This window comes from Levilactobacillus zymae DSM 19395 (genome assembly GCF_001434115.1).
In the GTDB taxonomy this organism is placed as follows: Bacteria; Bacillota; Bacilli; order Lactobacillales; family Lactobacillaceae; genus Levilactobacillus; species Levilactobacillus zymae.
Window position 1 is genome coordinate 127,151 of sequence record NZ_AZDW01000034.1, and the last position, 26,677, is coordinate 153,827.

A 26,677-nucleotide genomic window follows, 5' to 3' on the forward strand; every position below is an offset into this window, starting at 1 on the left:
AGGGCCATTCAAAGGAATGGTCCTCAAAGCACGAGGCTTTAGTGATCTAAGTGGTGCCGTTAATTGTCCAGTCATGTTGACCCGCGATGACAATGCAGGGGGGAAAGCGAAATAACGTTGCTGACTACCAAGTGAAAAGGCTTGTCATTGACGCTATCATATGGCGATCCCGTTTAAGAATTACTTGTTCGGCAACTTGTAGTAAGACAACGCGTACACCTTAGAGTCACTTGTATCTTAGCATATAAATTTTTAAATATCAATTATCGTGATAGTTGGCCCGCCGCAGTCGTTGATACTGGGCACCGAGTTGCTGCTCAAATTTCCCGTTAGCTTTGGGCTCGTAGTATTGGGCGTGCCGCAGGGTATCGGGTAAATACTGTTGCTGGACCCAGTCGTTGGGAAAGTCGTGGGGGAACTTATAGTCCGTCCCGTGACCTAATTTTTTGGCTCCCGCGTAGTGGGCGTCCTTGAGGTGGTCGGGGACGATGCCACTGTGGCCGTTTTGCACGTCGGCTAATGCGGCGTCGATGGCACTGATCCCGGAATTAGATTTCGGTGACAGGCACAGCTCAATCACGGCGTCGGCCAGCGGGATGCGCCCCTCGGGAAGCCCCAATTGTTGGGCGGCTTGCACCGCTTGTACGGTCCGGGCCGCGGCGGGGAGGTTGGCCAGGCCCACGTCTTCGTAGGCGATGACCATTAGCCGCCGACAGATCGACGGTAGGTCGCCGGCCGCAACCAGCTGGGCCAGGTAGTGCAGCGCGGCGTCGGTGTCGCTTCCCCGAATCGACTTTTGAAAGGCCGAGATTACGTCGTAGTGCGCGTCACCGTTCTTATCGCCCATCAAGGCCTTACGCTGGAAGCATTCCTCGGCCACGGGTAACGTCACGTGGATCTGCTGGTCCGTCTCGGCGGGCGGTGTCGACTGGGCGGCCAGCTCTAACCCGTTAAGGGCGCTCCGCAGATCGCCGTTGGTGGCGTCGGCCATGAAGTCTAAGGCCGCTTCGTCGACGGTCAGGGGGAGTTGCCCCAATCCCCGGTCGGCGTCGGTCAGGGCCCGTTTTAGGGCGGTGACGATGTCGTCGTGGGTCAGGGGATGGACCTCGAAGATCTGTGTGCGGCTCCGGATGGCCGGATTAATGTTGAGATATGGATTTTCGGTGGTGGCGCCAATCAAAATGATGCGGCCGCTTTCCAGGTGGGGCAGTAAGAAGTCCTGCTTGGTCTTGTCCAACCGGTGAATTTCGTCGAGTAACAAAATCACGGTCCCACTCATCTTAGCCTCTTCGGCCACGACCTGCAGATCCTTTTTGGAATCGGTCGCGGCGTTGAGCTTGCGAAAAGCGTACTTGGTCGACCCGGCAATGGCGCTGGCGATACTGGTTTTACCGGTGCCGGGTGGTCCGTAGAGAATCATGGATGACAGGAGCTTAGCGGCGACCATCCGGGCGATGATCTTCCCGGGGCCCACCAAGTCCTGCTGTCCGACCACGTCTTCTAGGCGTTGGGGTCGCATGCGGTAGGCTAAAGGTTGTGCCAAAATAAAAACTCCTTTTTCAAAAGCTTAGTGGTTCAAGAGGTGACCCAGCCAACCCGGTTTCTTGGTCGGTTGGGCGGTCGGTGCGGCTTCGTCCGGGTATTTCTTGGCTAGCGCGATGGGGGACTGGTTGATTGCCGTTTCGGCGGCGACCACTAACCCTAAATCGCTGTCGGCCAACCCGTAGATGGTATCCTGCCGAATCGTGAACTTAACGTTGTGTTGACTGGCCACCTTGAGGTACGGTCCCAGGTCGCTTTGGGCGATGTGACCGTTTAAGATGACTTGGTAGTCGGGGTGGTCGGTAATCTCGGTGATGAAGGCCGCTAAGTTCTGATGATCAACGACTTCGGCGATGGTCATGGCGAGCGAAACGCGCTCCCGGAAGGTCCCCAGGTAGTGTCGCTGTTCGTCGGGCTTGATCTTCGGTGTCCCGTACATTGCGGCATCGAGATGCTGTTCCATCGAACTTTTTTCCGTCATGTAAATCCCTCTTTTCAACGTAGTGGCATTAGTATAACATGGAATGGAAACGAACCGTGAGCAAAGACCTAGGGGGTGTTCGCATGTATCAAGATAGTGATTTTGCGGTGTTCGACGACGTGACGCTGCCGGGCCGGTTGACGAAGATTCGCGCCATCATCGACCCCAAATTCACGGCGACCGTGGCCGCCTTACAACCGCAATTGGCGGAAGTGGGGGTGCCGGTTTATCCGCATCTGGCGTTACATAGACGGCGCACGAAGAATCCGCCGCCGGATACCTGGGTGGCCTTGAGTACGTCCAAGCGCGGCTATAAGATGTTGCCGCACTTTGAAATTGGCTTGTGGGACGATCAGCTCTATATCTGGCTGGTGGTCTTACAAGAAGCCAAGGACCGGCAAACCGTGATCGACCGGGTCGACCCACAAACGGTGGCCACGTTACCCGCGACTTTCGAGTGGGGCAACGACCACACCGATAAGACAAACCATCACCCGTTGACCGCGGCCGGGTGGCAACAACTCAAAACGGCGCAAACGGCCAAGCACGCCGAGTGGTTGATTGGCCGGACGTTTGCCCAGGGGAGTGCCTTCTTTACCGGCGACGTGGCCACGCAATTAACCACCATTCAGGCCACGATTGCGGCGTTAGTCCCGGTCTACCGGGAACTGATTGGTGTTTAACGCCTAACGCAAAAAAAGCTTCCGCCAATTGGCAGAAGCTTTTTTGATAACCGAAGATTGCAATCTTAACGGTTGTAGTATTCAACGATTAAGGAGTCGTCAAGTTCAGCATCGAGTTCTTCACGTTGAGGAAGACGAGTCAATGAACCTTCCAACTTGTCAGCGTCGAAGTCAACGTATTGTGGACGACCCACAACGGCTTCAACGGCACCCTTGATCACGGCTAAGTCCTTGGACTTTTCGCGAACGCTGACCACTTGGCCAACCTTGACTTCGTATGAAGGAATGTCCACACGCTTGCCATCAACGGTGATGTGACCATGGTTAACCAATTGACGAGCTTGACGACGAGTCGTTGCCAAACCTAAACGGTAAACCACGTTGTCTAAACGACGTTCGAGCAAGATCATGAAGTTGGTCCCGTGGGTACCTTCCTTGATCTTACCAGCGCGCTTGAACAAGTTGTAGAATTGACGTTCAGTTAAGCCGTAGGTGAACCGCAGCTTTTGCTTTTCGCGTAATTGCGTTCCGTATTCGGAAAGCTTTTGACGACGGCCTTGACCGTGGTCACCAGGGGCGTAAGGACGCCGTGCTAATTCTTTACCAGTGCCGGAAAGGGAAACCCCTAAACGACGTGAAATCCGCCAACTTGGGCCAGTATAACGTGACATAAATTGAATCCTCCAATAAATATTATTTGGAGTAAAATAACGATTTATGGGTTTAGTATTCGTGCAGATCGTTTTGCAAGTTTCACCCTTGCAGCCGCAGGTTACTTCTTGAGCTTAACGCAACGACCTGTTGACGAGCTTACCACCCATTGCTGCATTATTTTACACGACGACCAGTATAACCGGAAACCCTAGGCCTTGTCAACATGCGCGAGCAAAACCCGGGCAAATTCCTCCAGGACGGCCTGGTCGGCGGCCGAAAAGCGGTCCTTTTCCGGGGAATCGATGTCCATGACCCCCAGCTTCGTCCCGTCGGCTAAGGTCAACGGCACCACGATTTCAGCATTACTGGCCGAATCACAGGCAATGTGGCCGGCAAATTCGTGAACGTCGGCGATTCGTTGCGTGGCTTGGGTGGCTAAGGCCGTGCCACACACCCCGTGGTGATTTTCGATGTGCACGCAGGCGACGTTACCCTGAAAGGGGCCTAAGATCAGGTCGTCGGTAGCGGGCTGGTACTGGTAGAAACCGGCCCAGTTGATGGCGGGAATGGTCTGCATCAGCAGTGCCGAGGCGTTAGCCAGGTTGGCCGTCAGATTGGTTTCGCCGTGTAGCAAAGCGTCTAATTGTTCAGTGATTAAAGGGTTGATTGGTTGTGCCATATAAAAACCTCCAATGGTCAATTCAGCAATTACATAGGTAGAAAATGCTTACAGAATCGCAAAACCTAGTGAAGCCCACGCGGGACTTATGCTATAATCGAAATTAGATTAAATTGTAAAATGAACCGAGTGGTTTTGCAACTCGTTAAACTAGTTAATTGTGGATGAAGGATGGGGTCAATCATGGTAGTGGTGCTAATTGGAATCGTCATACTTGCGATTATCGTCTATGTGGGCATTCTCGCGTATCAACAACGGATTCGCCAACAAGTCGCAGCCTTGGCGGATAAGAAGGCGTCGTTAGTCGCCATTCCCTTAGCGGACGAAGTGAAGTTGGTCAGTCAGTTGAGTCTGACCGGTCAATCTCTCGAACGGTTCGAAACGTTACAAAACGACTACGCCGACATCACTAAGGAACGGTTCCCGCGCATCGATACCCAGTTAAAAGCCATCAAGGATGCCTCGCGGGGGATGAACCTGATGCAACTGCGCCAAGACCTAGCGAAGGCCACCATCCTGGTGAACCAGACCGACGAACTCGTGCAGACCGTTCAGGCTAAATTAGCGGAGTTACAGGAGATCGATAAGCAGCACCGGCAGGCCGTTCACGACCTGGAACAAAAATACCAAGATCTCCGCAAAACGTTATTGGCGAAGAACTTTGCCTTTGGCCCCAGCATCGATGGGCTGGAGGAACGCCTCAGTGAATTAGAAGACAACTTCGACACCTTTACCAAGTTGACCCAGACGGGCGACCACGAGCGAGCCACCGACGTCTTGACCCAATTGCAGGAAGATACGGCCTCGCTGGAAGACCTGATCAAGGCCATCCCACCGCTGTATAAGGATCTAACGGCGATCTATCCCGACCAAATCAGCGAGTTGAAGAGCGGCTACGAGCAATTAACGGCGCAACACTACCGTTTCGGGGACACGGATATTCCGGGCCTGATCCAAAAGGTGGCCGACCAAGTTAGCGGCAACTTAGCCACTCTGGCTGATTTACGGCCCGCCGACGCTAAGGTTATCAACGAACGCATCGCCGATCAGATCGACCGCCTGTACGCGCGGATGCAGACCGAAATCGACGCCAAGGAGCCGGTCGAAAAGAACTTGGACAACGTGGCCCGCTTTATCGCCCACGCCCAGAATCAAAATCAAAGCCTGTTGACCGAGCTGGACCGGCTGAGTCAGAACTACACGTTGGATCATCAGGAGTTAGAGACGACCCGCGAACTCAACGAACAGTTGCGCGCCATCGATGGCATCTACCAACGGGACGTCCAGGACCTCACGGGCAAGTCGGCGACCTTCTCGGAAGTGCTGGCCCACCAGCAACAACAGGAAAAGGATTTAAAACAAATCGAAGAACAACAGGCGCAGATTTTAAAGAGCGTGGCGGGGTTAGCCGACGAAGAACGGCAGGCCCGCGAGACGTTGCGGCAGTTCGATTTTAAATTACATAGTTTACGGCGGCAGGTCGAAAACTTAAATTTACCGGGAGTTCCCCAGGAGTACCTGGACTACTTCTTCGTGGTGCGTGACGAGGTCGAACAACTGGCCACGGACATGGACCAACCGCAGATCGACATGGAAAAGATCACCAAGCAGTTATTGATCATCCAGACGGACCTGGATACGTTGGGCGAAAAGACCGACGATTTGTTAGATAGTGCCGAGTTGGCGGAACAACTCTTGCAGTACGCCAACCGCTACCAGGCCAGTCACACCGACGTGGCCCAGGCCAGTCAGCAGGCCAAACAACTGTTTGAACAGGATCACCAATACGCTAAGGCCCTAGAAACCATCGCCACGGTCTTAGACCAGGTCGAACCGGGCTCGTACAAACGATTAGAAGACGCGTATTACCAACGTAAGGGGAAAACTAAGCCCCGAGCGGACGACCAATCGAAATAACTTCATCACGCTAATTTTCCGCGAGTTAACTTACGAAAAATTAGCGTTTTTTTAGTGGGAGTCGCGCCGCAAGGCTTGTGGGATTTTCGGAATGTGTTTATAATAAGTGAGAATTTCTATCGGAGTCGAACCAATAGAAAAAGATAAGAGGGTTCAGCATGATTTATTTTGATAACAGTGCGACCACCAAAGCCGCACCGGAAGTTGTCGATACCTACGCCAAGGTCAGTGCCAACTACTGGGGGAACCCGTCTAGTTTGCACAACTTTGGGGAACAGGCCTTCAACCTCCTCGAACAGTCGCGCCAACAGATTGCCGATCTCATCGGGGCCAAGCTCAGTGAGATTCTATTCACCAGCGGGGGGACCGAGGGCGATAATTGGGCCATCAAGGGTACCGCGATGGCCAAACGCGAATTCGGGAACCACCTGATCACCACGGCGGTCGAACATCCCGCCGTGCACAACTCCATGGAACAGTTGAAACAACTGGGCTTTGAAGTGACCTATTTACCGGTCGACGCTAACGGGCGGGTCTCCGCGGACGACTTACGGGCCGCCATTCGGCCGACCACGATTTTGGTGTCCACCATGGCGGTGAACAACGAAATCGGTGCCGTTCAACCACTGGCCGAGATTGCCGACGTGATGCGCGACTTTCCCAAGATTCATTGGCACATCGATGCCGTGCAGGGAATCGGGAAGGGCTTAGCCGACCTGATTTTTAACGATCGGGTCGACTTTGTGACCTTCTCGGGCCACAAGTTCCACGCACCCCGGGGCATCGGCTTCATGTACAAGCGCCAGGGCCGGAAGATTGCCCCGTTGATGGCCGGTGGGGGTCAGGAACGCAACCTGCGTTCCGGGACCGAAAACCTGCCCGCAATTGCCGCGATGGCGAAGGCCTTACGGATGTTGCTGACCGACGAAGCGGCCAAGGTCCAACGGCAACGCGAGATTCGGTTGGCCATCCTGCACCACATCGAGACCTTTGCGCACGTCACGATTTTCTCCAAGGACCTGCCCGTTTTCGCTCCGCACATCTTGTGCTTTGCCATCGAGGGCGTCCGGGGAGAAACCATCGTCCACGCGTTTGAGGAACACAATATCTACATTTCGACGACCAGTGCCTGCTCGTCGAAAAAGCACGTTGAATCCAGCACGCTACAAGCCATGTCGATCGACGAGGGGATTGCCACCAGTGCGGTGCGTATCTCGTTAGACGAACATAACACCATGGCGGAAGCTGAGGAATTCAACCGGGTCTTTGACCAACTCTATCAACAATTTGCGAAATTACGCTAAATCACGAAAGGGGTCGCGCAATGGAATATAGCGAAATTATGGTCCGCTACGGTGAATTGTCGACGAAGGGCAAGAACAAAAAGGACTTTATCAAGCAACTGGGACACAACGTCCGCAAGGCGCTCAGCAGTTTTGAAAGCCTCGAAGTCCGGGCCCAACACGACCGGTTACACGTGACCTTGAACGGCGCCGATTCGGCCGCCGTCATGGATCGATTAAAGGGCGTGTTCGGCATCGAAAACTTTTCGCCGGCCGTCAAGGTTGACAAGGACCTCGACACCATCAAGGCTGCCGTGGTCGCCATGGCCAAGGAAGACTTTCAGCCGGGGATGACCTTTAAGATCAACACCCGGCGGCAGGACAAGGAATTTGCCTACGACACCTACCAACTCAACGACCTGTTGGGGGGCGCGGTATTGGATAACGTGCCGGGGATTCAGGTCCAGATGAAGCACCCGGACCTGGAACTGCGAGTCGAAATCCGGATGAACGGGGCCTTTATCTCGGGTCAAACCATCCAGGGAGCCGGGGGCTTACCCGTCGGCACTGGGGGCAAGGCCGTGATGATGCTGTCCGGGGGGATCGATTCACCGGTGGCTTCGTACTACGGGATGCGCCGGGGCGTGAAACTGGACATGGTCCACTTCTTCAGTCCGCCGTACACCTCCGAACAGGCCTTAGCCAAGGCCAAGGAATTGACCGCTAAGTTGGCGAAATATTCCGGGGGCATCCAATTCATTCAGGTGCCGTTCACCAAGATTCAAGAGACCATTAAGGAAGCCGTGCCGGAGGGGTATTTGATGACCATCCAGCGGCGGATGATGCTGCGCTTAGCCGTGGCCGTGGCCGAAATGCGCCACGCCAAGGGGATTTTCAACGGTGAATCGTTGGGCCAAGTGGCCTCGCAGACGTTGGAAAGTATGGCGGCCATCAACGATGTGACCTCGATGCCTATCCTGCGGCCGTTACTGTCCATGGATAAGACGGAAATCATCAAGGTGGCCGAGGACATCGACACCTATGATCTGTCGATCTTACCTTACGAAGACTGCTGCACGATTTTCACACCGCCCGCACCTAAGACGCGGCCGGACCTGAAAAAGTCGCGGAAATTCGAAAAGAACATCGACGTGGAAGGCCTGATGAAGGAAGCTTTGGACGGAATTACGATCACCGAAATCCGACCGGGCGACAACTTCTTGAACCAAAACGAAGACGTTTTTGCGGAATTACTGTAAATCGGGGCATTAACTAAGCTAATACGGGAGCCTGGGCGTTTTTTGCCGGGTTCCTTTTTTGCAAGATTAGAATTTTCTCATACTTTGTGATGGTTGATATGTGGGAGATCGAGCAGTTTTTGCGGTCAAAACCACCTAAAATCAGCTTGACAATTCGTTAAAAACTCCTAAAATGAATTTTAAATTAGAAATGCAACGAGTAGTCAAAGTAAATTCTAACCTTAAGAGATCACCCGCACGGCTGAAAGGGTGAAACCAGAATTGAAACACAGCTACCAGCAGTCAGTCTGAACGGGTCACGCTTAGTAGGATTGAACGGACCTCGCCGTTAACCGGGGGGAGTTTTTTTGAAAACTCACTGAGGTAATGGCTGTGAGGCCATTACGAAGTTAGAGGTGGAACCACGCTATTGAGTCGTCCTCGCAAAGATTAACGTCTTTGCGGGGACTTTTTTTATGAAAGAAAGGATGATGACTAGATGTTTCAATTGATGATGTTTAATTTAATCGCGACCCTTGCTGAGCAAAAGCGACATCATCGGCATACGGTCCATAGTCTGCACCGGTAATCGTTGTCAAGACAGGAGTGACGGTCAGAAGATCGTCGGTCATCAAGGAGGAAAAACCTATGCCAAATCAATTGAAACGTTTTGTCGGAATCAGTGTCGTCTTCGTCAGTGGTCTCGCGTTAGCGGGCTGTGGGCGAACGGCGGATGCCAGCCCGAAACAGAGTGCCACCATCATGGAACAGGCCGATATCTCATCGTTAGACTCGACCATGATCACGGATGTGGGGGCCTTAGAAACCATTAACAACGCCGAAGAGGGCCTGTACCGGATGAAAAACAGCACCACGGTCGAACCGGGATTGGCCACGGCCATCGTGACCCCCACGGCGAACCAGACCGTCTACACCTTCCACCTGCGCAAGGGCCTGAAATGGAGCAACGGGGACGCGTTAACGGCCAACGACTTCGTCTATACCTGGCGCCGGGCGGTCACGCCGAGCACCAAGGCGGCCCACGCCTACCAGTTCTTACCGATTAAGAATGCCAAGGCCATTGAAAACGGAAAGCTATCCGCTAAGAAATTAGGGGTCCAAGCCGTTAACGCGACGACGTTAAAGGTGACCCTCACGGCGCCGACCCCGTACTTCAAGTACCTGGTCGCCTCCGCGCCGTTTCTCCCGTTGAATCCCAAAGCCGTGGCTAAATACGGCCAGGGCTACGGGACCTCAGCGCAGAAAACGGTCTATGACGGGCCGTTTACCGTTCAGAATTGGACGGCCTCGTCGACGAGTTGGACGTTGAAGAAGAACCCGAACTATTGGGACCAGCGGCACGTGAAGTTAGCCACCGTCAAATTTCAGGTGGCCAAGTCGCCACAGACGGCCCTGTCGTTATACCAATCTAAGAAACTCGACAACATCGTTTTATCCGGTCAACAGGCCGCCCAGGAAAAGACCAACCCCGGTTATTTGACCTATCCCAGTGGGGAGACCGACTATCTGGCCTACAACTTTAATCACAAGGCCATGCGCAACCGGAACATTCGCCGCGCCATTTCGTTGGCCATCGACCGGCAAAGCCTGGTGGACGACGTGTTGAAGAACGGCGCCAAGGTCCCCACGGGCATGGCCCCGGCCGATATCGCCAAGAACCCCAAGACCGGCCGCGACTTTACGCAGGACGCTAAGGTGGCCAGTGCCGTGGCGTACAATCCCAAGTTAGCTAAGCGTTATTGGGCCAAGGGCTTACGGCAGCTAGGGGTAAAACGCCTGACGCTAAACTTAGTCTGTTACGACGTGGACACCTTTAAGAACGCCGCCGAATACGTGCAGGCCAACACGGAGAAGTATCTGAAGGGCCTCAGCTTAAAGGTCAACGTTCAGCCCAAGGTCCAAGCCATCACCACCATGCAGAAGAAGCAGGGCTACGACATTGGCTTTTCCAACTGGATCTCGTCTTATCCGGAACTCAACGAATTCTTCCAGTTGCTGAATACCGGAAATTACAACAACGCCGGCAGCTATTCCAACGCCGCCTTCGACCGGGTTTACACCCGCGCCAACGGAACGGACGCCGGCAACGCGACGCAACGCTATGCCGACTTTAAACAAGCCAACCAGATTGCCATGACCGATCAAGCCGTGGCGGTTCTGAATCAGGGCCAAATCGCGCGGCTCAACAATCCACAACTCAAGGGGGTGGCCTACGCGGCGGCCCAGGGCATCTCGTTAAAGACGGCTTACAAGACCAGTCAGAAATAGGAGGGATTTAGATGATTCAGCCAATTACAGTGAACGACCAACAAATTTATACTGACTTTGACCAATTAGGGGCCCGCGCGGAGGTGGCCTTTCAGGAGGTGCGCACCACGGCCTACCTGGCCCAACGCTTAGACGAGCTAGGCGTCTCCTATCAACGCTTTCCCCAGATGACGGGGTTGATTGCGACCTTGAATCCGGGCCAACCGGTGACCATCGGGTTACGGACGGATATCGACGCCCTCAAGCAGGTCTATCAGGGCAAGACCCAAGTCCTCCACTCCTGTGGGCACAACGCCCACATGGCCATCGTGCTGGCGGTCGTAACCTACTTTGCGGCCCACCCGGACGACCTGCCGGGGACGTTAAAGGTGATCTTCCAACCCGCCGAGGAGACCGTGACCGGAGCGGAAAAGGTGATTCAAAGCGGGTTACTCGGTCCGCTTGACGTTTTATACGGGCTGCACGTGTGCCCAGACAGTGAGGTGGGCGACCACCAGGCCGAGGCCATCTTACCCGACATCGCCACGCGGACCTACTGGGTGACCATCACCGGTAAGACGGCCCACGCCGGGCGGCCCTGGTTGGGGGCCAACGTGATCGACGCGTTTAGCACCCTTAACGAACGGTTCAAACAAATCAAACTAGCGACCGATTCGCCGTATTCGGTGACCACCACCATGTTTCAGGCCGGTGAGTCCTCCAACATCGTGCCGGACAAAGGGACCTTTGCCGTGGATTTGCGAGCTCGAACCAATGACCTGATGGACCAACTGCAAGACCAGGCCTTTCAAGCGATGCGCGCGGTCTCGACCGGCGACATTCAGGTGACCCTCGACGGTAATGACCTATCGCCGGCCGCGATTCCCGACGACCAAGCCATCGCGACCATGGGTCAGGCCATCACGGCGGTCTTGGGGACCGACGGGTTGGTCGCGCCGGTACCCACGCAGGGGGGCGACGACTTTCACTTTTACGCCTACGACGGACTGGCCAAGCGCAGCACCATGCTGGGCCTGGGTTGCGGCTTAACGCCGGGCTTACACGTCCCGGGAATGACGTTTGACCACACCGCCATGCTGAGCGGGGCGAAAATCCTGATCAACGCCGTGCGGTTGACCCCGACCACACTGGCTTAAGCCTGGGGTCAAAATCCGGCAATTAACGTGAATTTATCCTTCAAATTACTTGTTTTTTAGGCGTCCTCTGCGTCATAATTAACCTAATAGCCGGTCACGACCGGTTAAACATTAAGGAGTGATCTGTGTGGATGTCACGAGACTCGGTAAGAAGATGGCCTTAGCGGGCGATCTCCCTGAAGTAGGGGATCAGTTACCTAAGTTTAAGCTGTTTGATCAACAGAATAACAAGGTGAAAACGGCCAATCTGATTGGTCAGGTGAGCCTGATTAGTGTCGTTCCCGATTTGGATACCCCGGTATGCACGCTGCAAACGCGTAAGTTTGTGCAACAGGCGGACCACTATCCGGCGGCCAAGTTCTACACGGTGTCGAATAATTCCGTGGCGGAACAGACCGGATGGTGTGCGGCCGAAGGGGTGCAAAACGTGGACCTGTTATCCGACGAAGAATTATCTTTCGGGTATGAAACCGGGTTATACGTGCCCAATGCCGGGAATCTGGCGCGGTCCATCTGGATCATTGACGAGACCGGTAAGATCGTTTACCGGCAGGTCGTGATTGAACAGTCCGAAGAACCCGACTACTTAGCCGCGTTGACGGCCCTCGAAAAGTTGGTGCCGCGAGTTGACGCTTAGCCCAAAATTGGGTACACTACAGAGTAACTAGCGATGAGCAAGAGAGTAACGGTGACCACTTGAGGCAGAGAATCACGGGTGCTGGAACGTGGTGAAGGGGTCACCGGGAAAGTAACTTGTGAGCTGATCGACTGAACGAATAAGTAGGTCGGTACCGGAGCACACTCCGTTAACAACGAAGATAAGTGGGGTTTAAACGCCCAATTTAGGTGGTACCGCGAAGGAAGCTTCGTCCTAATGTGAGATTAGGACGAAGCTTTTTTTCGTGCCATTGTGACCGGCAAAGAGAAAGGATATGACCATTATGGCAGACAAGCCAGTAGAAATGCCGACGAAGTATGACCCGACCGCCGTTGAAGCGGGCCGGTATCAGACTTGGTTAGACCAAGATGTTTTTAAACCCAGCGGCGACCCGCAGGCTAAACCGTATTCCATCGTGTTACCGCCACCGAACGTGACCGGGAAACTCCACTTGGGGCACGCCTGGGACACCACGTTACAGGATATGTTGATCCGCCAAAAGCGGATGCAGGGCTACGACACCCTGTGGTTACCGGGGATGGACCACGCCGGTATCGCCACGCAGGCCAAGGTGGAAGCCAAGTTACGGGAACAAGGTATTTCGCGTTACGATTTAGGCCGGGAAGAATTCATCAAGAAGGTTTGGGAATGGAAGGACGAATACGCCGACACCATTCACCAACAATGGGCCAAGATGGGCTTATCGTTAGACTACTCACGCGAACGGTTCACCCTGGACGAAGGGTTCTCCGACGCTGTCAAGAAGGTCTTCGTGGCCCTGTACAAGCAAGGCCTGATCTACCGGGGCGAATACATTATCAACTGGGATCCGCAAGCCCGGACCGCGTTATCCGACATCGAAGTCATTCATAAGGACGACAAGGGCGCCTTCTACCACGTCAAGTACCCGTTTGCCGACAAGGACCAAACCTTTAACGGCAAGCACTACATCGAAATCGCCACGACGCGGCCAGAAACCATGATGGGGGACACGGCCGTGGCCGTTAACCCGAGTGACGACCGGTACAAGGAACTGGTGGGCACCAAGGTCATCTTGCCGTTAGCCAACCGGGAAATCCCAATCATCGCGGACCAGTACGTAGATCCCGAATTTGGGACCGGGATGGTGAAGATCACACCCGCCCACGACCCGAACGACTTCCAAGTCGGCAACCGGCATAACCTGGAACGGATCAACACCATGAACGAAGACGCCAGTATGAACGAAAAGGCCGGCAAGTACAACGGTATGGACCGGTTCGAGGCCCGCAAGGCCATGGTCGCCGACCTCGATGAACAGGGCTTACTGTTGAAGGTCGACCCGATCGTCCACTCCGTTGGGCATTCCGAACGGACCGGGGTACAGGTCGAAGCGCGCTTGTCCACGCAATGGTTCGTGAAGATGCAACCCCTCGCCGAAAAGGCTATGGCGAACCAAAAGGGTGATAACGCCGTGGACTTCGTGCCCAAGCGGTTCGAACACACCTTCATGCAATGGATGGATAACGCCCACGACTGGGTCATCTCACGGCAACTCTGGTGGGGTCACCAGATTCCGGCCTGGTACCACAAGCAGACCGGCGAGATCTACGTCGGCGAGACCGCCCCGAAGGATCCCGAAAACTGGGACCGCGACCCAGACGTCTTGGACACCTGGTTCTCCAGTGCCTTGTGGCCATTTGGGACCATGGGTTGGCCGGACGAAAACAGCGCCGATTACCAACGCTACTTCCCGACCAATACCTTGGTCACCGGTTACGACATCATCTTCTTCTGGGTTTCTCGGATGATCTTCCAAAGCCTTGAATTCACCGGCAAACGGCCGTTCAAACACGTGCTGTTACACGGATTGATTCGGGATGAAGAAGGTCGCAAGATGAGTAAGTCCCTGGGTAACGGAATCGATCCCATGGACGTCATCCAAAAGTACGGGGCCGACGCGTTACGGTGGTTCCTGTCGACCGGCTCGACGGCTGGTCAAGACGTCCGCTTCAGCTACAAGAAGATGGACGCGGCCTGGAACTTCATTAACAAGATCTGGAACGCCAGTCGTTTCGTGATCATGAACCTGGGAGCGGACACGAAACCGGTCGTTCCCGCTAAGGACCAATGGGACCTGACCGACAAGTGGATCTTGAGTCGCTTGAACGCCACGGTCAAGCACGTGACCGAGATGTTCGACAAGTTCGACTTCGGTGAAGCGGGCCGGGCCCTATACAACTTCATCTGGAACGACTTCTGTGACTGGTACATCGAAATGAGTAAGAGCGTGCTGACCGGGGATGACGAAGCGGCGAAGGCCGTTAAGCAAGACCTGCTAGCCTACGTCTTAGACCAGACGTTGCGGCTCTTACAACCAATCATGCCGTTCGTCACGGAAGCTATCTGGCAGGCGATGCCGCATGACGGCAAGTCGCTGGTCACGGCCGCTTACCCGGTTGACCACCCCGACTTTGACGATGCCCCGGCGGAAAGCGATATGACCAGTCTGATCGACCTGATTAAGGCGGTCCGGAACATTCGGGCGGAAGCTAACGCCCCGATGTCCACGCCAATCGACTTGCAGATCAAGACTAGCGACGCCAAGTTACAGGCCGTCTTCGACAACAACCGCGACTACATCGACCGGTTCGTCCACCCGAAGGCCTTAGAAATCGGGGCCGACCTGGTCGCGCCGAAGTTGGCCATGACGGCGGTCATCACGTCGGCCGAAATTTCCGTGCCGTTAGCCGAACTGGTGGACCTCAAGGAAGAAGTGGCACGCTTGGACAAGGAAGTCGCCAAGTACACGGCCGAAGTCCAACGGGCCACGAAGAAACTCGGCAACGAGCGGTTCGTGGCTAACGCGCCCGAAGACGTGGTCAATGCCGAACGCGAAAAGCAAGCGGACAACCAAAAGAAGCTGGCCGCTACGCAGGACCGCTTAACTGAAATCAAAGCGCAACTTTAAATGAATGGTTGACGGGGGCGGCTTTAAAGCATCAGTATTGGTTAGCAGAACCAGTCGTTGTTTTCTAGTCCGGAAGCACGGAGCGGCCCCTAGTTAGCTCATTAACCATAGAAAGTCCCCGTTTCTGGTGCAAACCAGCGACGGGGACTTTTTGGCGTTAACGGTTTAGCCTAAAATCTGCTACACTGAAACACAGAGAATTTAGCGGGAGGTAAGTAGCTTTGATCACAACGTATGCCGAAGCATTGCGCTTCATCCACGGCCGCGACCAATTTAAAAAGGCCCCGACGTTACGGCGGATGCGGCACTTCATGGAACTGTTAGGAAATCCCCAGGAACACCTGAAGATGATTCACGTGGCGGGCACCAACGGGAAGGGGTCCACCGTGGCCTTCTTACGCGACCTCTTAATGGCCGCGGGGAACACCGTGGGGACCTTCACCTCACCGTTTATCACCCGGTTCAACGAACGGATCAGCTGCGACGGGCAACCCATTAGCGATGCGGAGCTGATCGACCTGGTCAACCGGGTCCAACCCATCGTGCAACAGCTAGACGCCGAGCTGGCCGAGAAGGGCCCCACCGAGTTTGAAATCGACACGGCCCTGATGTTTTGCTACTTCGCCACCCACCCGGTCGACGTGGTGGTGGTCGAAGTCGGGTTGGGCGGGTTGTACGATTCGACCAACATCATCACGCCAATGGTCTCGGTAATCACCACCATCGGCATGGATCACATGAAGATCTTGGGCGACACGATTCCGAAGATTGCGGCCCAAAAGGCGGGGATCATCAAGCCCAACGTGCCCGTCGTGTGTGGCCGCCTGTCCCCGGACGCCTTGGCCGTGATGGACCGGACCGCGGCGGAAAAACACACCCAGGTGGTCGCTTTGGCCCGGGACTTTCAGGTGACCAACCAGCCCGAGGCCCAGTGGGGGGAACGGTTTACCTACCAGTACGGGACGCTGAAATTAACGCATTTACAGATTGACTTGTTGGGGGCCTACCAGATTGACAACGCCGCGACGGCCCTGAGTGCGTTTGTGACCTATCAGCGGCTGCAGGGACTCAGCACGACCACGGCCACGTTGCGCCGGGGCTTAGCCCATACGGCGTGGCCGGGGCGGTTTGAACGGTTAAATAACCAACCGCTGATCGCCATTGACGGGGCGCACAACGAGCCGGCCATGGTGGAGTTGGCGCAGTTACTCCGGCAACACTTTGCGACCAACGACGTTTACATCGTCTTAGCCGTGCTGGCCGATAAACAATACGGCCAAATGGTGCAGACCTTACTAACCGTGCCCAACGTGCACCTGATTGTGACGCAGTTCAGCGGGCCGGGTAAGCGTAGCGCGGCGACGCCCACCGAGCTGGAGGCCGCGGCGGCCCAGTCCGAGCGGATGACCATGGCGCCTAACTGGCCGGCGGCGTTAAAACAGGCGCTGGGGACCATGTCAGCCGAGGACTTGTTGCTGCTGACGGGGTCGCTGTACTTTATCTCGGAAGTCCGGCATTACTTTAAGGACGCTCCCGCGGAAAATTAACGACCGCAAAGGGCCGTGAACCGCGAGCTACCGGGAGAATGAGTCGAAGTCTTAAAATCTAATTAAAATCACCTTTTGCTATTTCTTTCTGCTGTAAAGTTCGGTATTCTTATCGTTGACGACGTGTTTTCACGTAGATAGGTATGTTATAATACGTCTATCAATGAATAAGACAAAAATCCATTAATATATTTTGTTGACAATGAAGGGATGAAACACAGTGTTCGGATTAGGAACGAAAAATATTGGAATCGATTTGGGTACCGCCAATACGATTGTCTACGTTGACGGTAAGGGAATCGTTCTACGCGAACCTTCCGTTGTCGCCAAGAACACAAAGTCTGGGGAAATTGTGTCCGTTGGTGAAGACGCACGGGCAATGATTGGTCGGACGCCAGCTAGCATCGTCGCTATTCGGCCCATGAAAGACGGGGTCATTGCGGATTACGATACCACGGTCGCCATGATGAAGTACTTCATCGAAAAGACGGTTGGTCGTTCTGGTGGCAAGCCTTACGTGATGGTTTGTGTCCCAAGCGGTGTAACGGAAGTTGAAAAGCGGGCCGTGATTGACGCAACGCGGGTCGCCGGTGCACGTGACGCTTACGTGATTGAAGAACCATTTGCTGCGGCTATCGGGGCCGGACTTCCCGTCATGGACCCAACTGGGAGCATGGTCGTTGACATGGGTGGTGGGACCACCGATGTGGCAACGATTTCTCTCGGGGGAATCGTGTCCAGCCGGTCCATTCGGGTCGCCGGTGACAAGTTAGACGACGCCATCGCCACTTACGTGCGGACGAACTTTAACCTGTTGATTGGGGAACGGACGGCTGAAAAGCTGAAGATGGACATTGGCTCGGCTTCCGTTGCCGAAGCCGAAAAGATCAAGGGTGCGACCATTCGGGGCCGTGACCTGGTCACCGGCTTACCGAAGGCCGTTGAAGTTTCCGCGGTCGACGTGGCCAAGGCCATTCAAGAACCCGTTCAAAGCGTGATTACGGCCATCAAGGAAACGTTGGAAGAAACGTCTCCTGAAATTGCCGCCGACGTGATCGATCACGGGATCGTGTTGACGGGTGGCGGGGCGCTACTTAAAAACTTATCTGAAGTGATTGCTGATGCAACCAAGGTTCCCGTTTCCATTGCAAACGATCCGCTGGATTGCGTGGCAACCGGTACCGGTGAGTCCTTAAAGAGTATCGATGTCATGAAGAAAAAATAGGGACTAGCGGGAAGGCAGCTTCCCGCTTCTTTATTGTTACCGGTTCGTCCGTCACCGTTGGGCAACCGGATAAACAAGATGGAGGTCAAACATGCAAAAATTTTCTTTCAATCGGCGATTGGTGATCATCATTGTTTGCTTGATTGTTAGCTTTGCTTTGATGACGGTGTCCGTCGCGGTTCGAAATAAGCGTTCGACACCACCGCTGATTCAACAGTTCGGCAACGACATTGTTGGCCTGACTGACCGGATCGTGGCTTTACCGGCTAACGGTCTGAGTGGCTCCGTGAGTTCGATTTCGGAACTCCTCAACACCTATCAAGAAAACCAGCAGTTGAAAAAACAGGTGGGTGAACTGGCCCAAACGAAGGTCCGCGACCAAACCCTCGCTAAAGAAAATAAGCAGTTAAAGCAGCAGATCAAACTCAACGACTCGCTGACCGACTATTCGGCGATTTCGGCGGCCGTCATTACCCGGACGCCCTCGTCCTGGCAAAACCAAGTCGTGATCAATAAAGGGTCTTCGGCTGGCGTGGTCAAGAACATGCCGGTGATGTCTGGTTCGGGCCTCGTAGGACGGGTCGCCGAAGTCAATAAGACCAATTCGAAGGTCGAGTTGATTACGGATAACAACGATTCAGCCAACCGGTTTGCCGTGCAGATCACCACCAAGTCCGGCAAGACGGTCAACGGGGTCTTGAGCGGCTTTAACGCCAACTCCGGTCAGATCACCATGAACAACATCACGACCAAGGCGAAGATCAGTAAGGGTGATAAGGTTGTCACCAGCGGTTTGGGTGGCGTGACGCCGAAGGGCTTATACGTCGGTCAAGTGGCGAAGGCCAGTGGTGACGACTACGGGTTGTCAACGAAACTGTACATCACGCCTGCGACCGATCTGAGCGATTTGAACATCGTGACGGTTGCCGTGACGAAACAATAGGAGGGACGACGCGTGTACCGATTATCTAAATTACGGTTCGGGTTCCCCATTGGGTTATTACTCATGTTGTTTTTGGACGGATCGATCAGCCAGATTTTTAGTACCCACCTGTTTCGGCCCTCGGCCATCATGGTGAGTCACCTGGTCGTTTTGTGGTTGATTGCGGCCGTTTTATTTGAAGATCAATATGACATTCCGATTGCGCGGTGGGCCGCCGCTGCCGGGGCGATTTTTGACCTGTACTATACGGGAATCTTTGGCGTGTACGTCTTTATTTTTCCGTTAGCAGTCTACCTGACCCGGTTGATGGTGGCGTATATCAGTCCGAACTTTTTGAGTGGGCTCCTGATTTACTTTATCGATATCACCATGGTCGAAGCGTTGGGGTATTTAGCGAGTCGTATGGTGCATTTGACCAGTATGGCGGGGAGCACCTTTTTGGTGACGACCCTCGGGCCAACGTTAGCCTTAAATTTAGCGCTATTTGTGGTGTTATATTTCCCCATTCGTTGGGTGTACAATTGGTTAAAATAGGTTGAAGGGAACGAACGCTATGCAAGCTGCCGTATTACGTGGAACGCAAGACGGCTATGACCTGGTGATCAAACAGTCCGCGAGTCTGGATCAGGTCATGGTTGATTTGAAAACATTGTTGGAGAATTTAAAGGCGGATGCTCAGGCGCCAACGGAGCGGGTCTCGTTAGACGTGCTGACGGAAGACCGCATCTTAACGCCCGAGGAGAAGCACCGAATCGAGCAACTGGTGGGCCAATACCCCCGGTTTGAAATTCACAAAATTACGGCCAACGTCATGACGATCGCAGACGCTCTCCAACTGAAGGAACGGGAAAACGTTCATTTATTGAGCAAGGTGATTCGTAACGGGCAGGACGTTCAGATGCAAGGTGACGTCCTGTTTTTGGGCACCATCCATGAGGGGGGTAAACTCTGCACCACGGGGAATATCTTCTCGATGGGCAACGTAACGGGTATCTTACAGGCTGGGTATCCCGATGACGAGTCAAAGCTGGTGATGGGAAATTTACAAACCGCTCAGCAGGTGCGCATCGCCGAACAGTTTGATATTGTAGAACAGGGCGAACTGGCCGCTTCGCAACAGACAATCGCCTACGTCAACGACTTACACGTGTTGTCGTACGGTAATCTCAATCAGTTGAAGAAGATTAACCCCAAGTTGTATAACCAGATCGGAGGAATTTAGAATGGGAAAAGCAATTGTGATCACCTCTGGTAAGGGGGGCGTCGGTAAGACCACGACCAGTGCGAACATTGGGACCGCTTTGGCCTTGATGGGCAAGCGGGTCTGCCTGATGGATCTAGACATCGGGTTGCGGAACCTCGACGTGGTCTTGGGGCTAGACAACCGGATCATCTACGATATCGTGGATGTGGCGGAAGGTCGGGCAAAACTCCCCCAAGCGTTGGTCAAAGACAAGCGCTTTGACGACAAGCTTTACTTGTTACCCGCCGCTCAAAATACCGATAAGACGGCGTTGAAGCCGGAACAGGTCAAGGCCATCGTGGACGAACTCAAACCGGAATACGATTACGTGTTGATCGACTGCCCGGCCGGGATCGAACAAGGCTTCATGAACGCCGTGGCCGGGGCGGATGCCGCCATCGTGGTCACCACGCCGGAAATCTCGGCGGTCCGGGATGCCGACCGGGTCGTGGGCCTGTTGGAACAACACCCGTTGGTTGAAGCGCCCCGGTTACTGATCAACCGGATTCGGCGGAACATGATGCAGGACGGGACCATGATGGATATCGACGAGATCACCCATCACCTGGGCATCGAACTGCTGGGCATTATCTTTGACGACGACGCGGTAATCACCACGTCGAACAAGGGGGAACCCATCGTCATGGATACGGACAATCCCGCTTCGCAAGGTTACCGGAACGTGGCTCGCCGGCTAGAAGGCGAGACCGTGCCGTTGATGAAGTTAGAAGACCAAGAGGAACCCGGGTTCTGGCACCGCGTCAGCAACTGGTTCCATCGGGGTTAAAAAAGAATGTAAGGGCCGGGACCGTTTGGGGACCGGCTTTTTGCTTGCCTGAACGTAAGCGAATGACCCGAATTGATCCCAAAATTTGGGGGATGGGGGTTGACGGTGTTCGCAAAAAATCGTAGTATATTGGCAATGAAACAAAACGTTGAGCAGAAGAGTAGCGCAGCAGTGAGACAACAGAAAGCCCGGATGATGGAAACGGGTGTCGCTGGTGACGTGAAGCACATCTGTGAGTTGGTCGTCTGAAGATTGAGTAGGATGATTCGGGTTAGCCCGTTATCGCTGGAGTTGCTTGCAACTCACTGAGGTTGGTTTAGTGATAGACCAACGAACAGGGGTGGAACCACGATGTGATCGTCCTCTTAGGCCTACGGGTCTAGGAGGGCGTTTTTTATTTCAGGGGTTCTAACGGTGCGAGCAACTCCCTGAGTCGGCGTGGCGTGAGCCCGTCGAAAATTGAGGTGGCACCGCGGTCAAACGTCCTCTTGGATTAAGTTCCAAGTGGGCGTTTTTTAGTTGAGAAGGAGGAATTGGTATGCACTACGTTAGCGAAATTTTACCCTCACTGATTTCCGGAACCGGAATGACGTTATCGATTTTCTTTTGGACCATTATTATTTCCATTCCCTTAGGGATTCTGGTGGGCCTGGGCATGTTGACCAAGTTTAAGCCCTTAACCTGGGTGATCAACATTTACGTGTGGTTGATGCGGGGAACCCCATTGTTACTGCAATTAATTTTTGTTTTTTACGGGTTACCGATTATTGGGGTGGTCTTTCCCCGTTACGAGGCGGCGCTGTTCGCCTTTATCTTGAACTACACGGCCTACTTCGCCGAAATCTTCCGGGGTGGACTCCAGGCCATTCCCGTGGGGCAGTACGAAAGTGCTCGGGTTCTGCGGTTGACCAACTGGCAGACCTTACGCAAGATCGTGATTCCCCAAGTGGTCAAGATCGTGTTACCGTCAATCGGGAACGAAGTCATCAACCTGGTCAAGGATTCCTCGTTGGTGTACGTGATCGGGTTGGGCGATCTGCTGCGGGCCGGTAACGTGGCCATGGCGCGCGACGTTACGCTGTTACCGATGGTCCTAGTCGCCGTCATCTACTTACTACTGACGGCGGTTTGCACGTTGGTTCTGCGACGGTTGGAAAAGCACTACAGCTATTGGCGTTAGAGAAAGGATGGTCAGCATATGCTGGAACTAAAAAATATTTCTAAGAAATTTGATGGCAAGGTCATCCTGGACAACGTGAACTTGACCGTAAAGGACGGTCAGATCTTGACCATCGTGGGACCGTCCGGGGCCGGGAAAACCACGTTACTTCGTTGTATCAGTGGTTTAGCGCCGGTGGACGGGGGCCAGTTTTTACTCGACGGTAAGGCCTTTGACCCCGCGACCAACCGGGATAACGATTCCGTGATTGGCGTGGTCTTCCAAGACTTTCAGTTGTTCCCGAATTTGACGGTCTTACAAAACGTGACCTTAGCGCCGACCATGGTGCTGAAGAAGGACGCCCAGGCCGTGACCACTGAGGCCCGTAACCTGTTAAAACGGTTGAACTTGGACGGCAAGGCGGACCTGTACCCCTACGAATTATCCGGGGGCCAGAAGCAGCGGGTGGCCATCGTTCGGGCGTTGGCCATGCACCCCAAACTCCTGTGTTACGATGAACCCACGTCGGCACTGGATCCGGATCTGCGGCACGAAGTGGAACAAATCATCTTGAACTTGAAGCAGGAGGGCATGACCCAGATCGTGGTCACCCACGATATTCCGTTCGCGGAAAACATCGCCGACCAGATGCTTCGGGTGGAACCCAAGCAAAACTAAGGAGGACGCCATATGAAGATGAAACGGTTAGTGCGCTGGGTCTTAAGCATCGGCCTCCTGGTTGGGTTAGGGGTCAGCCTCGCGGGGTGTAGCAACGTCACGCAGCGGGCCAATACCCAAGACACCTGGTCCAAGATGCAAAAGCGTGGTCACGTGGTCGTGGGTCTCGACGACACCTTCGTGCCCATGGGCTTTCGGCAAAAGAGTGGGAAGTTGGTCGGTTACGATATCGACCTCGCCCGCGCCGTGTTTAAGCTCTACCACATTAAGGTCGACTTTCAGTCCATCGATTGGTCGATGAACGCTACCGAGTTGCACAACGGCACGATCGATTTGATTTGGAACGGTTTTTCCATTACGCCGGAACGGGCTAAGAAGGTGGCGTTCTCCGACGTTTACCTCAACAACGACCAGGTCTTAGTCACCTTGAAGAAGGACCACATCACCTCGTTTGCTGGGATGACGGGCAAGGTCTTAGGGGCCCAGAGTGGCTCGTCCGGGTATAATGATATCGATACTTACCCCAAGGTCTTGAAGAACCGCATCAAGAATCACAGCGCGATTCAGTACGATTCCTTCACCAACGCCTTTATCGACCTGAACTCGGGCCGGATTCAGGGGTTATTGATCGACAGTACCTACGCCAACTACTACGTTAAGCACCAGGCCCACCCCGAAGACTACCGGGTCATTCAGGGAAGTTTCCCCAAGGAACAATTCGCGGTGGGGTTACGGAAGGGTGACGTGACCATGCGGCGGAAGATCAATCGGGGGTTACAACGGTTAGCCGCCAACGGGACCCTCGAAAAAATCAACGCCAAATGGTTCGGCAGCAACGTCGATACGCCGTTATTAAAAAAATAGTGAAAAGTAAATCTTAACCGGGTGAGACCGCGTGTCTCCCCGGTTTTTGCGTGGGGGGATTGCTTGTATTTCCGGGGCGCTTCCCTTATCATTAAACATCGTTAGGTTTTTTGCGAAGGAGGCAATTGCGCGTGCATTTACGCATTAAAGACGGGGTAACCCTAGACTTGTTACCCACTAAACAATTTAAAACCGTTGGCATTAAGGTCGACTTTGTGACGCCCTTACGCGCAACGGCGATTACGGCGCGAGCCTTGCTGGCACAGGTCTTAGAGACCAGTACCGCCACGTATCCCACCCAAACGGCCTTGGCGCGGCAACTGTCCGCCATGTACGGGGCCAACTTTGGCATTACCGTGTTGAAGGCCGGCACGCAACACATCGTGCGCTTGACCTGCTCGGTCGTGGATGAGCAGTATCTGAGTAGTTACGCGGACCAACAGCCGTTATTTGAACGGGGGATGGCCCTCTTAAAGGCCGTCTTGTTTGCGCCGTTGCTGCCTAACGGGCACTTCGACCCGACGACCTTCACCCAGCAACGGCAAAACTTGCTGACGGCGATTAAATCCTTGGACGACGATAAACAATATTTAGCCAACCGGCGGCTACAGGAGTTACTGTTTGCCGGTCAACCCACCCAGGCCATGAGCGCACTGGGGGACATCACCACGTTAGGCGAGCTGACCGCCGACGACATCTTGACCACGTACCACGAGATGCTGGCCCACGATGCCGTACACGTGGCCGTGATTGGGGACGTGACGGCGCAACGGGCGCAAACGGCGCTGGCGACCTGGCCATTGACGGCCCGGTCGGTCCACGACACGTTACCCTATTACCACTGGGAAGCCCGGCCGACCGTGCAGGTGGGCGATGACGTGGCGCCGGTTACCCAGGCCAAGTTGAATCTGGCTTACCGGATCCCGGTCTACCGCAACGATGCGGACTTCATGGCCACGGTGGTCTTTAATGCGGTCTTCGGCGGCACGCCGTTGTCGCTACTCTTCACCAACGTACGGGAAAAGGCCAGTCTGGCGTACTATGCCAGCAGTAGTTATAGCCCGTACACCGGGACCATTAGTGTCCAGACGGGGATTCAGACCCAAAATCAACAACGGGTGCTGGCCATCATTGCCGAACAGCTCGCGACCCTGCAACGTGGCGACCTCCAATCGGACCTACTGGCCGAGATCAAGGCCAGTCTGGCCAACGCGCGGTTAACGGTGTTGGATAGTCCGCAACGCCTGTTAGACGGCCGGTTGAACGCACAATTGACCCACGTCACCACGTCGCTAGCGGATTGGCAAGCCGCGTTAGCCGCCGTGACGGTGGCCGACATCCAGCGGGTGGCCCGACAGGTCACGTTACAAGCCACGTATTGTTTACACGGAGGTGAGCACTAATGTTGACACAACAAGCTTACGACCGGTTAGGTGAGACGGTCTACCGGACCACATTGGCCAACGGGCTGCAGGTGGTCTTGGTGCCAAAGGCCGGGTTTCACAAGACGTTTGCCATTATGACCACCGACTACGGGTCCATCGACAATCACTTTGTGCCCCGGGGGCAACAAGCCGCGGTGCGGTTTCCCGACGGAATCGCCCACTTCTTGGAACATAAGCTCTTCGAAAAAAAGGACCACGATGCCTTCGATTTGTTCGGCAAGTACGGCGCCAGTTCCAACGCCTTTACTAGCTTCACGCAAACCAGCTACCTCTTTGCCACGACCAGTCAACTACACGCCAACCTCGATATCTTGTTAGACTTCGTGCAGGACCCGTACTTCACCCCAGAAACGGTCAACAAGGAAAAGGGCATCATCGGTCAGGAAATTCAAATGTACGACGATGATCCGGGGTGGCAGAGCTACTTTGGGATGATCGGGAACCTGTACCCCAAGGAACCCCTGAGTATCGACATTGCCGGGACGGTAGCGTCGATTGACCAAATCACCGCCGATGACCTTTACGCGGCCTACCGGACCTTCTATCACCCCAGCAACATGAGTTTGGTGTTGGTCGGTCAACTCGATCCAGCCGAAACGTTGGACTGGATCACCGCCAACCAGGCCAAGAAGACCTTTGCCCCGGCTAGTCCGCTGCAACGGATCGCTAGCCCGGTCACGGCCCCAGACCAAGTTGTCGCCCAGACTACGCGGTATTTGGCCGTGACGCGACCGAAAGTCAGCCTGGGAATTCGGGGCTACGACGCCGTTCCCGCGGGCCGGGCGGGGTTGCGGTATAACGTGGCGCTTTCGCTGGTGTTTGATCTGTTGTTCAACGATACCAGTGATAATTACTTGCGTCTGTACGACGCCAACGTGATCGATGACAGTTTCGGCTACGATTTCTTAGTTCAACGGGGGGCGCACTTCGGTCAGTTGGCTGGCGACACGGATCACCCCGAACTCTTCGTGAGCGAGCTGCAGGCCATCTTAGCGGACGTCATGCCCCAGCTGCAAGCGGCCCAACCCCAGTTTGAGTTGGTCAAACGCGAAGCCATTGGCCGGCTGATTGGTGCCGTGAATTCGGTGGAAGCCATCGCCAACCAATATTCGGGACCGTTGTTTGCGGGGTCGACATTATTTGATGAACTAACTATTCTGGAGGACCTCCAGTTCGCCGACCTTCTACCGCTGGCCCAGGCCTTCTTTACGCAGGGGCGGCAGACCGTGGCGACCATCTTACCAGAAGGTTTAAGAAACCGTTAAATCCAGAATTC

23 protein-coding genes and 2 other annotated features are annotated in these 26,677 nt (G+C 54.5%); of the genes, 19 read left to right on the forward strand and 4 right to left on the reverse strand.

The annotated features are described in order from the left end of the window. Window positions 1-259: 259 nt before the first annotated feature. Window positions 260-1,543: a replication-associated recombination protein A gene (locus FD38_RS08540; protein ID WP_057733238.1), complete on the reverse strand. Its 1,284-nt coding sequence runs from the start codon at window positions 1,541-1,543 to the stop codon at window positions 260-262. A 24-nt stretch (window positions 1,544-1,567) separates the two neighbouring features. Continuing rightward, entirely contained in the window at window positions 1,568-2,023 is a 456-nt protein-coding gene (locus tag FD38_RS08545) for a YueI family protein (protein ID WP_057733240.1), read from the reverse strand. An 83-nt stretch (window positions 2,024-2,106) separates the two neighbouring features. Between FD38_RS08545 and FD38_RS08550 the strand changes: the two genes are divergently transcribed. Continuing rightward, window positions 2,107-2,706 (forward strand): DUF1054 family protein, encoded by a 600-nt coding sequence (locus FD38_RS08550; RefSeq protein WP_057733242.1) that lies wholly within the window; start codon window positions 2,107-2,109, stop codon window positions 2,704-2,706. A gap of 65 nt (window positions 2,707-2,771) precedes the next feature. On the opposite strand, the gene rpsD is transcribed toward FD38_RS08550, so the two are convergent. Together rpsD and FD38_RS08560 are read right to left on the reverse strand one after the other, a co-directional pair. Further along, window positions 2,772-3,377: a 30S ribosomal protein S4 gene (gene rpsD / locus FD38_RS08555; RefSeq protein WP_057733244.1), complete on the reverse strand. Its 606-nt coding sequence runs from the start codon at window positions 3,375-3,377 to the stop codon at window positions 2,772-2,774. Between the two features lie 191 nt (window positions 3,378-3,568). Further along, the gene (locus FD38_RS08560) at window positions 3,569-4,039 is read right to left on the reverse strand and encodes a GAF domain-containing protein (protein ID WP_057733246.1); all 471 of its coding nucleotides are present in this window, start codon (window positions 4,037-4,039) and stop codon (window positions 3,569-3,571) included. 183 nt (window positions 4,040-4,222) lie between these two features. Here FD38_RS08560 and ezrA point away from each other — a divergent pair, with 183 nt between their 5' ends. The 18 genes from ezrA (at window position 4,223) to yfmH (ending at window position 26,666) form a co-directional block, all read left to right on the forward strand. Next, on the forward strand, window positions 4,223-5,956 hold the full coding sequence (gene ezrA / locus FD38_RS08565) for a septation ring formation regulator EzrA (RefSeq protein ID WP_057733248.1): 1,734 nt from the start codon (window positions 4,223-4,225) through the stop codon (window positions 5,954-5,956). A gap of 158 nt (window positions 5,957-6,114) precedes the next feature. Beyond that, the gene (locus FD38_RS08570) at window positions 6,115-7,260 is read left to right on the forward strand and encodes a cysteine desulfurase family protein (protein ID WP_057733250.1); all 1,146 of its coding nucleotides are present in this window, start codon (window positions 6,115-6,117) and stop codon (window positions 7,258-7,260) included. Between the two features lie 20 nt (window positions 7,261-7,280). Further along, the gene (thiI, locus tag FD38_RS08575) at window positions 7,281-8,498 is read left to right on the forward strand and encodes a tRNA uracil 4-sulfurtransferase ThiI (RefSeq protein WP_057733252.1); all 1,218 of its coding nucleotides are present in this window, start codon (window positions 7,281-7,283) and stop codon (window positions 8,496-8,498) included. A gap of 627 nt (window positions 8,499-9,125) precedes the next feature. Next, entirely contained in the window at window positions 9,126-10,766 is a 1,641-nt protein-coding gene (locus tag FD38_RS08580) for a peptide ABC transporter substrate-binding protein (RefSeq protein ID WP_057733254.1), read from the forward strand. 11 nt (window positions 10,767-10,777) lie between these two features. Continuing rightward, window positions 10,778-11,902 (forward strand): amidohydrolase, encoded by a 1,125-nt coding sequence (locus tag FD38_RS08585; protein WP_057733256.1) that lies wholly within the window; start codon window positions 10,778-10,780, stop codon window positions 11,900-11,902. Between the two features lie 127 nt (window positions 11,903-12,029). Continuing rightward, window positions 12,030-12,539, forward strand: a complete 510-nt coding sequence (locus tag FD38_RS08590; RefSeq protein WP_057733258.1) for a thiol peroxidase — start codon at window positions 12,030-12,032, stop codon at window positions 12,537-12,539. A gap of 24 nt (window positions 12,540-12,563) precedes the next feature. Further along, window positions 12,564-12,779 (forward strand) — a binding site (T-box leader). 64 nt (window positions 12,780-12,843) lie between these two features. Continuing rightward, window positions 12,844-15,510: a valine--tRNA ligase gene (locus tag FD38_RS08595; protein ID WP_057733413.1), complete on the forward strand. Its 2,667-nt coding sequence runs from the start codon at window positions 12,844-12,846 to the stop codon at window positions 15,508-15,510. 221 nt (window positions 15,511-15,731) lie between these two features. Next, window positions 15,732-17,057, forward strand: a complete 1,326-nt coding sequence (locus tag FD38_RS08600) for a bifunctional folylpolyglutamate synthase/dihydrofolate synthase (RefSeq protein WP_057733260.1) — start codon at window positions 15,732-15,734, stop codon at window positions 17,055-17,057. A 220-nt stretch (window positions 17,058-17,277) separates the two neighbouring features. Then, window positions 17,278-18,282, forward strand: coding sequence for a rod shape-determining protein (locus tag FD38_RS08605; RefSeq protein WP_057733276.1), 1,005 nt, complete (start codon window positions 17,278-17,280; stop codon window positions 18,280-18,282). 91 nt (window positions 18,283-18,373) lie between these two features. Further along, complete coding sequence (mreC, locus tag FD38_RS08610; RefSeq protein ID WP_057733278.1) at window positions 18,374-19,225, forward strand: rod shape-determining protein MreC; 852 nt, start codon at window positions 18,374-18,376, stop codon at window positions 19,223-19,225. 12 nt (window positions 19,226-19,237) lie between these two features. Further along, window positions 19,238-19,759, forward strand: a complete 522-nt coding sequence (mreD, locus tag FD38_RS08615) for a rod shape-determining protein MreD (RefSeq protein WP_057733279.1) — start codon at window positions 19,238-19,240, stop codon at window positions 19,757-19,759. A 19-nt stretch (window positions 19,760-19,778) separates the two neighbouring features. Next, complete coding sequence (locus tag FD38_RS08620; protein WP_057733282.1) at window positions 19,779-20,447, forward strand: septum site-determining protein MinC; 669 nt, start codon at window positions 19,779-19,781, stop codon at window positions 20,445-20,447. A 1-nt stretch (window position 20,448) separates the two neighbouring features. Continuing rightward, window positions 20,449-21,255, forward strand: coding sequence for a septum site-determining protein MinD (gene minD / locus FD38_RS08625; protein ID WP_057733285.1), 807 nt, complete (start codon window positions 20,449-20,451; stop codon window positions 21,253-21,255). Between the two features lie 139 nt (window positions 21,256-21,394). Next, window positions 21,395-21,623, forward strand: a binding site (T-box leader). Window positions 21,624-21,793: 170 nt separating this feature from the next. Next, window positions 21,794-22,435: an amino acid ABC transporter permease gene (locus tag FD38_RS08630; protein WP_057733287.1), complete on the forward strand. Its 642-nt coding sequence runs from the start codon at window positions 21,794-21,796 to the stop codon at window positions 22,433-22,435. A gap of 18 nt (window positions 22,436-22,453) precedes the next feature. Then, on the forward strand, window positions 22,454-23,092 hold the full coding sequence (locus tag FD38_RS08635) for an amino acid ABC transporter ATP-binding protein (RefSeq protein ID WP_057733289.1): 639 nt from the start codon (window positions 22,454-22,456) through the stop codon (window positions 23,090-23,092). Window positions 23,093-23,110: 18 nt separating this feature from the next. Continuing rightward, the gene (locus tag FD38_RS08640; protein WP_057733415.1) at window positions 23,111-23,956 is read left to right on the forward strand and encodes an amino acid ABC transporter substrate-binding protein; all 846 of its coding nucleotides are present in this window, start codon (window positions 23,111-23,113) and stop codon (window positions 23,954-23,956) included. A gap of 131 nt (window positions 23,957-24,087) precedes the next feature. Further along, the gene (gene yfmF, locus FD38_RS08645; protein ID WP_057733291.1) at window positions 24,088-25,359 is read left to right on the forward strand and encodes an EF-P 5-aminopentanol modification-associated protein YfmF; all 1,272 of its coding nucleotides are present in this window, start codon (window positions 24,088-24,090) and stop codon (window positions 25,357-25,359) included. Continuing rightward, the gene (gene yfmH / locus FD38_RS08650; RefSeq protein ID WP_087742222.1) at window positions 25,359-26,666 is read left to right on the forward strand and encodes an EF-P 5-aminopentanol modification-associated protein YfmH; all 1,308 of its coding nucleotides are present in this window, start codon (window positions 25,359-25,361) and stop codon (window positions 26,664-26,666) included. Before yfmF ends, yfmH begins: the two co-directional genes overlap by 1 nt. Window positions 26,667-26,677 lie beyond the last annotated feature (11 nt).